This is a genomic window from Waterburya sp. (genome assembly GCF_058530065.1).
Genome location: NZ_JBZNBU010000177.1, coordinates 1 through 12,391, shown reverse-complemented (window position 1 = coordinate 12,391; position 12,391 = coordinate 1). Strand labels below are relative to the sequence as shown.

General features: G+C 38.9%; 14 protein-coding genes and 1 pseudogene. 4 read left to right on the top strand and 11 right to left on the bottom strand.

The features are described 5' to 3' along the window. The 10 genes and pseudogenes from AC33VI_RS11270 to AC33VI_RS11225 all read right to left on the bottom strand — a co-directional run. Positions 1–1,018: pseudogene (locus AC33VI_RS11270) on the bottom strand (hypothetical protein); the annotation flags it as partial. Positions 1,019–1,137: 119 nt separating this feature from the next. Continuing rightward, positions 1,138–1,476, bottom strand: coding sequence for a CpeR family transcriptional regulator (locus AC33VI_RS11265; protein WP_491782356.1), 339 nt, complete (start codon positions 1,474–1,476; stop codon positions 1,138–1,140). 29 nt (positions 1,477–1,505) lie between these two features. Further along, on the bottom strand, positions 1,506–2,132 hold the full coding sequence (locus AC33VI_RS11260; RefSeq protein ID WP_491782355.1) for a chromophore lyase CpcT/CpeT: 627 nt from the start codon (positions 2,130–2,132) through the stop codon (positions 1,506–1,508). Positions 2,133–2,186: 54 nt separating this feature from the next. Further along, complete coding sequence (locus AC33VI_RS11255; RefSeq protein WP_491782354.1) at positions 2,187–2,720, bottom strand: phycobiliprotein lyase; 534 nt, start codon at positions 2,718–2,720, stop codon at positions 2,187–2,189. A 95-nt stretch (positions 2,721–2,815) separates the two neighbouring features. Further along, positions 2,816–3,109 (bottom strand): rod-capping linker protein CpcD domain-containing protein, encoded by a 294-nt coding sequence (locus AC33VI_RS11250; RefSeq protein WP_491782353.1) that lies wholly within the window; start codon positions 3,107–3,109, stop codon positions 2,816–2,818. A 78-nt stretch (positions 3,110–3,187) separates the two neighbouring features. Continuing rightward, positions 3,188–3,946, bottom strand: coding sequence for a phycobilisome rod-core linker polypeptide (locus tag AC33VI_RS11245; RefSeq protein WP_491782352.1), 759 nt, complete (start codon positions 3,944–3,946; stop codon positions 3,188–3,190). A gap of 69 nt (positions 3,947–4,015) precedes the next feature. Then, entirely contained in the window at positions 4,016–4,780 is a 765-nt protein-coding gene (locus AC33VI_RS11240) for a phycobilisome rod-core linker polypeptide (protein ID WP_491782351.1), read from the bottom strand. Between the two features lie 138 nt (positions 4,781–4,918). Beyond that, the gene (locus tag AC33VI_RS11235) at positions 4,919–5,794 is read right to left on the bottom strand and encodes a phycobilisome rod-core linker polypeptide (RefSeq protein WP_491782350.1); all 876 of its coding nucleotides are present in this window, start codon (positions 5,792–5,794) and stop codon (positions 4,919–4,921) included. Between the two features lie 655 nt (positions 5,795–6,449). Further along, complete coding sequence (locus AC33VI_RS11230; RefSeq protein ID WP_491782349.1) at positions 6,450–7,007, bottom strand: phycobiliprotein lyase; 558 nt, start codon at positions 7,005–7,007, stop codon at positions 6,450–6,452. Positions 7,008–7,148: 141 nt separating this feature from the next. Beyond that, positions 7,149–8,132 carry an alpha-ketoacid dehydrogenase subunit beta gene (locus tag AC33VI_RS11225; RefSeq protein WP_491782348.1) on the bottom strand — a complete coding sequence of 328 codons (984 nt, stop codon included), beginning with the start codon at positions 8,130–8,132 and terminating at the stop codon, positions 7,149–7,151. Between the two features lie 139 nt (positions 8,133–8,271). Here AC33VI_RS11225 and AC33VI_RS11220 point away from each other — a divergent pair, with 139 nt between their 5' ends. Further along, positions 8,272–9,618 carry a TldD/PmbA family protein gene (locus AC33VI_RS11220; RefSeq protein WP_491782347.1) on the top strand — a complete coding sequence of 449 codons (1,347 nt, stop codon included), beginning with the start codon at positions 8,272–8,274 and terminating at the stop codon, positions 9,616–9,618. Between the two features lie 20 nt (positions 9,619–9,638). Further along, positions 9,639–9,857 (top strand): hypothetical protein, encoded by a 219-nt coding sequence (locus tag AC33VI_RS11215; protein ID WP_491782346.1) that lies wholly within the window; start codon positions 9,639–9,641, stop codon positions 9,855–9,857. Positions 9,858–9,995: 138 nt separating this feature from the next. Here AC33VI_RS11215 and AC33VI_RS11210 read toward each other — a convergent pair whose 3' ends face one another. Then, entirely contained in the window at positions 9,996–10,400 is a 405-nt protein-coding gene (locus AC33VI_RS11210; RefSeq protein ID WP_491782345.1) for a fasciclin domain-containing protein, read from the bottom strand. Between the two features lie 212 nt (positions 10,401–10,612). Here AC33VI_RS11210 and AC33VI_RS11205 point away from each other — a divergent pair, with 212 nt between their 5' ends. Then, positions 10,613–12,085, top strand: coding sequence for a protein kinase domain-containing protein (locus AC33VI_RS11205; protein WP_491782344.1), 1,473 nt, complete (start codon positions 10,613–10,615; stop codon positions 12,083–12,085). Between the two features lie 115 nt (positions 12,086–12,200). After that, positions 12,201–12,350, top strand: a complete 150-nt coding sequence (locus AC33VI_RS11200) for a hypothetical protein (protein ID WP_491782343.1) — start codon at positions 12,201–12,203, stop codon at positions 12,348–12,350. Positions 12,351–12,391 lie beyond the last annotated feature (41 nt).

Genomic DNA, 12,391 nt, shown 5'->3' with positions numbered 1-12,391 from the left:
TTTCAATTTCTCCTTGTTTGCTATCTAATTGCTGTTGAAGATTATTACTGTTACTGTTGGCTTCTTCTAACTGTTGTTGCAGTTGATTTAAAGCTGATTCTTGTTCTGTTACTTGCTGTTGAAGATTATCGCGATCGCCTGTGAGGGTTTCAATTTCTCCTTGTTTGCTATCTAATTGTTGTTGGAGATTATCGCGATCGCCTGTTATGGTTTCAATTTCTCCTTGTTTGCTATCTAATTGCTGTTGAAGATTATTACTGTTACTACTAGCTTCCTCTAACTGTTGTTGTAGTTGATTTAAAGCCGATTCTTGTTCTGTTACTTGCTGCTGGAGATTATTACTGTTACTGTTGGCTTCCTCTAACTGTTGTTGTAGTTGATTTAAAGCTGATTCTTGTTCTGTTACTTGCTGTTCTAAATTTTCAACTGTAATAACATTTGCTTCAATAATTTCTTCTTTAGCTTCATTATCTGCTATTTGCTGGGCAAGCTGTTCTTGTAATTGCTCTATGCCTGAAGTTTCTTCTCCGCCAGCTTCAGTTATTCTTTTTTCTAATTGTTCTTGTAATTCTGCTATGCGAACGTCTTTTTCCTTTAGAGATTGCTTTAAAGCTTGATATTGTGTTTTATGTTCTTGAAGGTTCTGTTTTAACTCTTCGAGATTCTGTAATTCTTTTTGTTCTTGCTCGTCGGTAGAAGATTCTAAAGTTGTAGTAGTCTTCTTCTCTGCTGCTACCATTCCGTCCAAGAGTGAAATTTTACTATTGCCATCGGCTTCAGTATCGCTGCTTGAATCGGATTCAATGGAGATAGTTTTTTCTGCCTTATCACTGGCGATCGCCAGATTGCCCAAAAATAACCCTTCTACCACTTTTGACTTAGATAAGCCTGTTTCTGCAACAATCTCGTTCAAATTTTGGAAAGCCTGAGAAGTTAAAGAAATTCCTATTTGAGACTTTTCTAAGAAACTAGTTTTTTTGCGAGGTCTAGTGCTAGATTTTGTTTTTTTACGAGGCATACTTTTTTATCTCCGATATTCAACTCAAGCTTACTTTAATCTTGTGTCTTAGAACTCATTATTTTACAGGGTAAAGACGGGAAGTTCAAAGCCCCCTAATTCATCTGGGGATAATGAGATTAACAAGAACGCTCGTCAAATCTAGTATAAAAACCACCATATTTAATCCAATATTGTTTTAGATCGTGATGGGGGGTATGTAAACTTGCCTTTGCTTGATACAAAATAACTTGACGATGATTGCCTATCCAAACTTTGCGTATTGGTTCGACAGAAATAAATGTTCCGCCCAATCCTTTAACACACTCTTCAAATCTTTCGACCGTAGAATATTCTAAAGTTTCAAAAATGAAAAAGTTACCCGAACAAATTAGATGACGGCTTCTAATCCAAGCTTGCATTTTTTTGCTAGCTACTGGTGGCAACATACGTTTTGCTGTTAGCTCCGAGGTAATCATCTTCTGATATATAGATTTATATTTTGTTTTTATTTAGATGAAGGTAATTCTGCTGCAAAACTAGTCCTTTTTTTAAATTTTAAAGCTCCTTTTGCAGATCCCCATATTTGTTCGTGAGTCTTGAGATCCATACCTCGATCCCAACTAATCCAAGTAGTTTCAGTAAGCTCGACGCTACTGACTAAATAAGTTTTAGTTCCCGTGCGATAGCTAAAACATTTATTTCCTGGCTCTACGCTACCTAAGAATGTATCTCCTTCCTGTTTAAAAACCATCGAACAGTTATGACGGCGTTCTATGGCATCAGTGGGAATCGTCAAGAGAATATCGCGGTTGTGACCAGAACCAGCATATAATTCCGCTTCTTTAAGACTATAATTTTCAATGTAAACGTGGTTTCCTTTGTCTACTAAACGATGAACTCCTTGACGGTAGGGACTCCAAAGGTCGTAATCATAAACTTGTTCGGAATAAAAACCTATTCCTGAAAAAAATTCCCAGGGTAAAGGGCGGAAGAAAATGCGAATATGAGCATAATTTTTAGGATCGCCATCGGATTGTTCGCGATTGCAAAAATCTCCTGCCATTAAATTAGCTAAATCTCGAACTAAGCTACTTTTTTCTTGCTCTGTCGAACTATTTTCTCCGATTAACATTATTTTATTGATGTAAGTTTTTCCAACAGTAAATATTTACCAAAAATCTAATAACTAATCCAAATTTAAAGCCCGAATTTCGGAGGAAAAAGAAGCTGTAGTGACTCCTTTTCCATCTGCTGTTTTGATCATAGATACCCGCAAGCGCAAATTGGGCGTAGCGAACCAAATTTTTTCTTCTGCACTAGCCCTTTCGTATTTAGTAGTCAAAATGAAAGAACCATCTTCAACCAATTGATAGTAGCCGATCGCAGGGACTGTTTCTGCATATCCTTGCTCTCTTAAGAGTCTACCTTTTGTCGGATTCTCCAAGTCTGGTACGGGAACTAGAACTGTAGAACCTGTTAACACTTCATCTTCATCCCAGTCTGATTCTCCTTCCCACTTCATAAAAAAAGGACTAGTAGCTAAATGAGGATCGACTTGATTGTTTTTGCACAACTCAATCACGCGATCGTCGCTATTGTCTAGAGGTAAGATTTCTATATCAGAAGTTACCTCTTCAAAATGACGAAATGCTAAATGATGCGCGCTACGTTGCGATCGCCATTTACCCAGAGAGCGTTCCACAAATTCATCTATGTTCATGAGTTTTTTATTATAAAAGTGTTTATTTAAAATTTTTTTTTAAATCCTAGCAGCTAAAAAATGCTGCTAGAAATACCATCAGCAATCTAAAAAAACTACTTACGGTTGCGGTTTTTTCGTTTTCCCGATCGTTTTTCGGGAGCTTGTGCTTTGGGTTCTGTAGTAGTTTCTACTGCGGGAGAAGCTACTCCTAGAGAAATACCAGCTACCTTGCCTCCCATGCGGTTAATGTTTTGGATGGTTTGAGACATCCGACTATAAGGAACTCGAACTGTATAGTTACTAGTGCGTGCCACCTCTTGATGGCAGATTCCAGTTACTTCGATCGCCACTGTGCGACTGCCGTAAGTACTGACATTAGTATCCCCAGTTGTAATCATTCCTGACATATCTTAATGACCTCCAATTTTCTGGGGGAAAATGTTTAAGTCTCCCCCAATTTATCAACTCGACTGCCTTACAGCGATCTAAACTTCCGTAATACTGAGAATTTTTGCTCCCGTACGGTGTAAGTTTTTAATCTTGGCGTTTAACTGCTCGTAGCTAACTTCAAAAGTTTGATTGCTAAGACGGTTTAACGAACCAATACTAGATTTGGTAGCTTTGACGCGGAAGCGTTTGTTATTGCTACCAGGAGTTCCACCACCACTTGTAGGAGCAACGATCGCCGTAGGCAAATTAGCTGCCAAGTCGCTAATCAAGCGAGCAGATCTGCCACTATCGCTGGTTGCACCACCACGATATAAAGCATAAACACGGTTAAAGCCAACATTGCTTACTGTATTAGGATCGCTAGCATTACGAGGGTTGGGAACTGTATTTTCGCCGAAAGCCATGAGATATTCATCGCTATCGATGTAAGAATCAATCTCTGCTTCGTAACCAGAATTATTGTAAGTCTGGACGTGAGCGGAGATTTCTGCTTGATTTAAAGGAGCGCGTCCTAAAAAGTGCTTGCAGTTTAACTCAATAAAACGATATTGAGAAGAGGTATCAAAAAATAAAGAACGATAGAGTTCCGACTGAGCAGCCATCCGCACAAAACCGCGTACGGTAATGTCTCCATCTCTCAATAAAGACTCCGCAGAAGTCAAGCGATCGCACTCTAATAAATGAGCGTTACCAAAAACTTGCTTGTAAACAGCACGAATTACGACTTGTAGGTCGCTTTCAGTAAAATTAGGACGTAATTCTACTGCGGGAGCATCTTGTAACCAAAGTGACATGATAAATTTCTCCTGAATTTTAAATTATCGATTAGTCAGTTATGGGTTTTATGTCATCCCAGAAACCAGTTAGATTTCTGTGATGCTAACAATAGTTGCTCCAGTGCGGTTAATGCGCTGAATTTGGGGAGTCATGCGATCGCCAGGCACGATATACTCAGTAGTACTAATACGACGGGGAGCGTCGAATTTAGAACCTTTAACGACAATTTTGAAGCGTTTTGCGGTAGCATCTTGATAAGGAGAAGTTCTGCCACCAGTAGAAGGAGTCTTAGCAGCCACAGCAGCATTCGTAGCCACGCTATCTACCAAACGAGAACTCTTTTCGGCACTATCTACTCCAGCAATACCTTGAAGCAAGGAAAGGGTGCGATTGTAGTTAACTTGCTTTTTACCTACCGTGCTAGTCGCTCCAGTGTAGTAAGGAACGATGTTCTCGCCAAACTTCTCGGAATATTCAACGCTATCGATATAAGAATCGATTTCCGCATCGTAACCATCATTCACACAACGTTGGATGTGTTCGGAAAGTTCTGCTTGGTCGTTAGGGGCGCGTCCTAAAAGATGTTTGAAGTTTAGCTCTACAAAGCGGTAGGGAGCACAGCTTTCAAAATAACGAGCGCGATAAAAATTGGATTTTGCCACAGCGCGTACGAATTCTCTGAGGCTAATGCTGCCATTACAAAACTGAGACTCCGCACTTACCAAGCGTTCGCTTTCCATTACATGAGGATTGCCCAACACTTGCTTGTATACAGCACGAATAGCAATTGCTTTGTCATCAGCAGTACTACTCGAATAAACTTCTACAGGTGCGTCTATTACTGCAACCATGTTTTGATTTCTCCTGAAATAAATATTGATTTGTCAAATCTAAAAGCTAGCTGTCGAGAGTAGCAATCAACTAAACTGCTAGACTCTCGACCGCTATTATTTAAAAATTTTTCGTAGTATGGTCGAGCAAACTAACTATTAATTAACAGGGGTGATGCTAGCTATTTTGCCACCTTGTTTGTGAATACGTTGATATTCTTGAGATAGCTTATCGTAAGGGACTAAATATACTTTGTTACTACGACGGAACTTGGATACTCGATTGACTGCTTTAGCAGAGTAGCCTGTTACCTCGACACGGTAAATCTTACCGTTGTCTCCCGCTCCAGAACCCTGGCGAGTACGCGCCCCCAAAGTAGGCTCTTGGAAAGACCAACCATCTCCAGCCGCACCACCAGAAGGAGGAACGATCGCAATAGGAGTACCTTGGATGATGTTTTTGTTTAGTACGGGAGTTTTTCCTGCCAAACTTCCTTTAAAGTCGCTGGAAGAAGCACCACGAGCCAAAGCAAACATATGAGTGAATTCCACCATGGTTTGACCAGGGCGACTCTTATATCCACGATAGAAAGGAACGAAGTTTTCCCCATAGGCTTCTTGATATTCATCACTATCAAGATAGGAATCGATTTCTGCTTCCCAACCACCTTCATCCAAGATGGCACTATGAGCTTTCATTTCGTCATAGCCATTGGGCGCACGACCCAAGAAATGTTTGAAGTTTAGTTCGACGAAACGGTAACGAGGACAAGTTTCAAAGAAACGAGAGAAGTAAGCGTCAGATTTACCCACCGCACGCACGAATTCCCGCACGCTAAATTGTCCCATTTTGAATTGAGACTCGGCAACTGTCACTCTTTCGCTTTCCATGATGTAAGCGTTACCTAGTACCTGTCTGTAGACTGCACGAATTATGCTTTCTACTTCTTCTTCAGAACGACCTGGTACATATTCAATAGGAGCGGTATCTTCAAATAAGCCGACTCCTAATTCGGATGCTGGTCCAAATGTCATTTAATAAATCTCCCTAATAAGGAATTAATTTGTTACGGAATGTAAAACAATTAAGTTTTTACCAAAGGAATGAATTTCCCCTGATACAACTTTAATATTGCGTTACAACCTTTAAGAAAGAGCTTTATGTAAATACACAAACTCGACAAGGGTCAGAAACTCGCTGAGTAATATACTCATAAAACGATTGACACTCGTCATAGTGTAAGTTCTACTAATTTTGGTCAAACAATTCAGACCCTTCGCTTAAAAGCAACAAGAGCAAGAGCAAAGTAGCAAGATACCAAAACCATGTTTTTTGATATTTCACTGCTTAACAATTACTAAAATTGCTTTAGTTGCTCGGTTTAATGTTTGAGAACTTAGAAATTTTGAGGGATATGCTAACTCAAATTAAGATAGCGATCGCCTTTTTGGTTTATGCACTAAATATAAAAAGTGCAGTTTATTAAATTAAGGTGTTAGATCTTAATTTTTTGCCTTGGTCAAGCAAAATAACATTTCAATCTTGGATAACACCTGAGGAAAATCAACTAAATGCTTATCCCAATTATAGGAATAAGATAGTTATTCACAGTCTATTTATACAATGCTGTCCGAACTGTTCCGATAGAGCTTTGTAAAACTTAATGAGAAGACTGTAAACTTTTGTAGCTTAGATAACAACTTTTTTTTCTACTCCGAAACCAACGAGAAGAACATTTTCTAATGGTTTTCCTGCGGGAGGTTTTTCGTAGTTAAGAATCTTGCGAATGCGGAGGGTAGGATTGGTTAGGGTAATAGAATCGACAGAGACTACTCTGGTGTAGTTAGTAGTCATTAATAATTCTTTGGTGGTAGAGTCAAAGCGAAAATGAGCAATAATCGGTCGGTCTTCTTCATAGGCGCGATCGCGCAGATAGTCTCCTTCTAATATTGCACCTGACCCAGATTTTGGCACAAACATCAAATTAAGATTTTGTCTTTTTTCTTCTCCCGTTTCCGAGATGGTATAGAAACCCAAGTTAAATCCTGGCAAGCCTTCTAAATTATCTAGCTGTTGGTAAGAATTATCGGTTAACACTTTAGCTTTGCGATCGCTCGTTAAGGGAGTAACTTCAAAAGTAGTTTGCGATCGCTCGATTTCTTTGTGAGTTAAATAGTGATAGGTGCGATCGGACTGCCAATTGCCCACACAATCCACGAAGAATTGTTTGAATATAGTAGTGTTCATAATTGTTCGATTATTAGTTTCCTACTTTTAAGCTATCAGCTATTAGCTGCAAGCTGACAGCTTTTTGGCTAATGCAGTACGATCTTCTACACTAATTAACTCTTAAGAAACAAATCAATCTGATTTTAAGGGTGAAGCCTTTTAAATGCGGTCTTTCATCATTTTTTGTACGGCTTCGGCAATTTGTGCGGGTTGTACGATGGTCAAGTTTTCCAACGTACCGTTGTAGGGTGTGGGAATGTCTTGGGAGGATAAACGCAATACAGGTGCATCCAATTCATCAAATAGCTGCTCGTTAATTAAAGCGACTAATTCTGCCCCAATACCACCAGTTTTCATACATTCTTCCACAATAATAACTTTGTGGGTTTTGCGTACTGATTCGGAAATTGCTTCCATATCAAAAGGCTTGAGAGAAATTAGATCGATGATTTCAGGATCGTAGCCTTGTTTTTCGATCGCTTTAACTGCTTGAGTACAGTGGTGGCGCATCCGCGAATAGGTAAGAATTGTAACGTCTTTACCCTTACGTACTATTTCTGCTTTATCTAGAGGAAGAATGTACTCGTCATCGGGAAGATCTTCTTTGAGGTTGTAAAGTAAGACGTGTTCAAAAAAGAGTACGGGGTTTTCGTCGCGAATGGCTGCCTTTAATAATCCTTTAGCATTATAAGCCGTAGAACAAGCCACAATTTTTAATCCAGGTACGGCATGAAAATAAGCTTCTAGTCTTTGAGAATGTTCTGCACCCAACTGTCTGCCGACACCACCAGGACCTCGGATGACCATCGGAATTGTAAAGTTACCGCCAGAAGTGTAGCGGAGCATTCCTGCATTGTTGGCAATTTGGTTAAATGCTAAAAGCAAAAAACCCATATTCATTCCTTCAATAATAGGGCGCAAACCAGTTAATGCAGCCCCCACAGCCATGCCACAAAAGCTATTTTCAGCAATGGGAGTATCGAGGAGTCGCAGATCGCCATATTTCTTATATAAATCTTTGGTGACTTTATAAGAACCACCATAATGTCCGACATCTTCACCTAAAACGAAGACAGTCTTGTCTCTTGCCATCTCTTCGTCGGTTGCTTCTCTCAAAGCATTAAACATTAAAGTTTGAGCCATAACGTTATTTATCCTAAGTCACCAAAAATCAATCCAAAAATTAATACTATCATTAGCAGGCTGCTAGCATATAACTTTATATATAGTTTAGGCTTTAACTGTTAAAGCTTCTAGCTTTTTTGCTACCAAATTATTAGATATGACTTTAGCAACTCTCAATAGTTTTATTACTCAATCGGAAGCCTTAGCTCTAATCGATTTTGCCCTCGCTCGTTCTACTGCCGACGGTATTTTTGTTAGTCTCAGTGCGAAAGAAAGCGCCCTCAGTCGTTTTAGCGAAAATCAAATCGGTCAAAATGTCCGCAAAAATACCTTTAGTCTGACCGTCACTAGCTATTTTGGCAAACGCAGCGCATCCGCCTCAACTACAGAATTAAATCGAGATGCGATCGCCCAAACTGTTAAAAGAGCCGAAGATTTGGCGAGCATTGCCCCCGAAGATCCTGAATGGGTAGAATTATTGCCTGCCCAAACCTATAGTAGTCGCACCCCTGCTTTTGATGAAGCTACCGCCAATTTATCTCCCCTGAGAAAAGGTGAAATTATTCAACAGGTATGTTCTTTAAGTAAGAAGGCGGGGGTCAACGGTTCGGGAACTTTAAGTTTTTCCGCATCTTTAAATGCCATTGGTAATTCGGCGGGTTTGCGAGGTTGCGATCGCACTACTGAAGCAGATTTTAGTTACACTGCCAGGATTGATAATGGTTCGAGTTGGAATCGTTGCACTGCTTGGAATATCGATAGTCTGCCTATTTTAGAATTAACCGAAGGAGTAATTGAGCGAGCGATCGCATCAAGAAATCCCCAGGCGATCGCACCAGGAGACTATACGGTTATCTTTGAACCTTCGGCATTTGCTGGCTTGCTGCCTTGGGTAGTATGGAATATGGACGCTCGTGCGGCGGATGAAGGACGTTCTTTTATGTCTTTAAGGGATGATGAGGGGAAGCCTATAGGCAATAAGGTAGGAGATAAATTATTTAGTCATTTAGTGCAAATCAAGCGCGACTCTGCCCATCCTTTGTTACAGGGAGGCAGATTTTTTAGTAATGGTTTGCCCAATGATAGATTGAATATCGTTAAAGATGGCATTCCCCAAACCCTGTCTTACAGTCGCTATTGGGCGCGGGAGAAAGGCAAACAACCGACTGGTTCGATGTTTCCCATTGTCATGACAGGTGGCGATCGAAGCGTTATGGATTTAGTAGCTAGTACGGAAAAAGGAATTCTAGTTAGTCGATCTTGGTACGTGCGTTATGTCGATCCTCGCACTTTAGAAGTTACGGGCATGACTAGGGATGGTACTTTCCTGATTGAAAATGGTCAGATTTCCCATCCCATTAAGAATTTACGCTTTAATCAGCGTTTGCCCGAAATGTTGGCTAATATCGTTGAATTAAGTCAGGTTAAACGTTGTGGCGGAAGTATCATTCCTGGTTGCCAAGTAGATAATTTTCACTTTAGCAGCATTACGGACAGTATTTAAGTAATCAAATTATCAAACTCATGACTAAATCTAAACCTCAAGACGTACGTTTCAAGTTCTATCATCAACTAGACAAAACCTATCATCAATTATTGGACGAACTGGCACAAAGTCAACTTACCGATGGAGAAATTGGTAAAATTGCCCAAATGTTAATGCTTTCCCGCCAACAAGCACTACAAAATCTAGTTTCAGACAAAGAAATTGAAGCCTATGAGAAAATATATCCCCAAAATTAATCAAGACTTGGAGTTAACCCTAATAACCTAATAAAATTAGAAAAAAGCTTTTAAATAATTAAAAAGCGATCGCCAGATTAAGGATAGTTGCGATCGCTATTCTTTTAAATACCTTTTATTTATAATTTTCTTAACTTGTCATCCCATCAAAATAACATTATCAATTACGTGAATGATACCGTTATCTGCTTCGATATCTGCTGCGATCGCAGTAGCATTTTTAACCTCAAAAACATCGTCGTCACAATTAATCGAAATTGGCGAACCCTCGACAGAATCTACAGAATCAACTTTACTTAAATCTGCTTTAGTCAGTTTCCCTGCTACTACATGATAGGTAAGGATTCTGGCTAACTGAGGTGGATTTTGTACTAAAGTCTGTACAGTTCCAGGAGGAAGTTTGGCAAAAGCTGCATCATTGGGCGCAAATACAGTAAAAGGACCTGGAGTTTTTAAAGTTTCTACCAAATTAGCTGCCTTAACCGCAGCAACTAACGTACTAAAACCTTCTGTATTAATTGCAATATCTACTATATCCGCCATGTTAGTTTCAATTTATTTAATTAAATAAAATAATTGTAATATTTTTTGTTTCCCCATCTCTTCATTCTCAAGGGATTACCGTTGTTGAATGGGAAAATATGACTATAAGATATTATTCTTGGTAGAGCAATCGGGCATTCAACAGATCGATAATCTTAAATTTGAGTATCATAATCTTCAGGTTAATTTTTTTATTCCCATTATTTGTTTCTGTGAGCGAACAATTTATTGCTGGACGTTATCGTATTCTAAAAAAATTACGTTCTGGTGCTTTTGGTCATACCTATTTGGCTGAGGATCTTCATCTGCCCTACAATCCTTTATGTGTGGTCAAGCAGCTAAAACCAGAATCTAACGATGAATTTACCATTGCCACAGCTAAAAGATTGTTTCCTAGAGAAGCAGCAATTTTGAATAAGCTAGGTAAACACGATCGAATTCCACGACTGTTAGCACATTTAGAAGAAAATCAAGAGTTTTATCTAGTCCAAGAATATATTGAAGGTAGAGATTTAGATAGTGAAATCAAATCGGGAATCAAAGTAGGAGAATCTGAAGTAGCTAAAATCTTAGATGAAATGTTAGAGATTCTAACTTTTGTTCATCAACAACAAGTAGTCCATCGGGATATCAAGCCATCCAATATTATGAGGCGAGAAAAAGATGGCAAGTTAGTCTTAATTGATTTTGGTGCAGTTAAAGAAATTGCTACTCAAATATCTAATCATCAAACACCAACAATTATTGGTACTCCTGGCTATATCTCTGTAGAACAAACGATGGGTCAACCTAGCTACAGTAGCGATATTTATGCTTTGGGAATGGTAGCTATTTTTGCCCTCACGGGTATCGAACCTTATCAACTATCAAGAGATTTGAAGACGGGGAAAATTCAATGGAGAAACTTAACTAACGTTAGTCCTCAATTAGCCGACATTATAGATCGAATGACAGACTCGGATGTTCGGTATCGCTATTCAGACGCAGTGGAAGTACATCAAACTTTAAAACAATTTCTTAATCCATCTTCTACTCCTGATTTTGTTGAAACTCGAATAGATTCAATTTCTAATTCCAATAATCCCGCGATCAATCTAACCAACTCTCCTCAATCTAAAATATTTTCCATCAAAAAAATATTACTAGCTACCGTATTTGGTTTGACTTTTAGCGGAGGTGGTTACAGTTATTATCTCAAGCAACAAACTAATAAAGCCCCTTTAATTTTGACCTATGAAAATACTAAGCATGGAATTGAGATAGATTATCCCGACAATTGGATTTTAGAACAAATAGAAAATCCCTTGGGAATAGTGGCAAGATTACATCCGAAACAAAGCCAAGAAGAAACAAATTCTGTTTTAGTAACTATAGAAACAGAAAATATAGATCCGACAATCTCTTTGGGGGATTATAGTACTGAGAAAATTTCTCAAATTATTACAAATCTGCCAGCCGCGAAAATAATCGATTCTCGTCCCATTGAATTAAACCAAAAAATCGCCCATCGCGTTGTTTATACAGGAAAAAAACAAAATAGCGATTTAACTAACAAGTATCTACAAGTATGGTCATTTCAAGATGCAAATAAAGTTTTAACTCTGACTTATGTTGCCCCAGAAGATAAATACCCAGATTTTAGCGAAATCGTAGAACAAACAACGATTAATTCTTTATTTAGATGAAGATTAATTAGTTGAGTTGATGGCTTGGATCTAAATCTTCTGGCAATAATCTTAAATTTTGTTGGTGTTACAAGAACAAAAAAAAAGCGCAAGTGCGATCAAGAAACGATGATTCATGGCATTACTTATCAATCATATTATCCCCCCAAAAAAAGTTTTGTTGAATTTTTTGGGGGGAGAGGGGTTGACAACCAAAGGAAAGTTGCCTATATTGGTAAATGCGCGGTTTGAAGCCTTGGGGCAGCAAACCGCAGCCAGAACCTAGACAAATCAATAGTTTGACGGTTTTTAATCACAGAGCTTGTG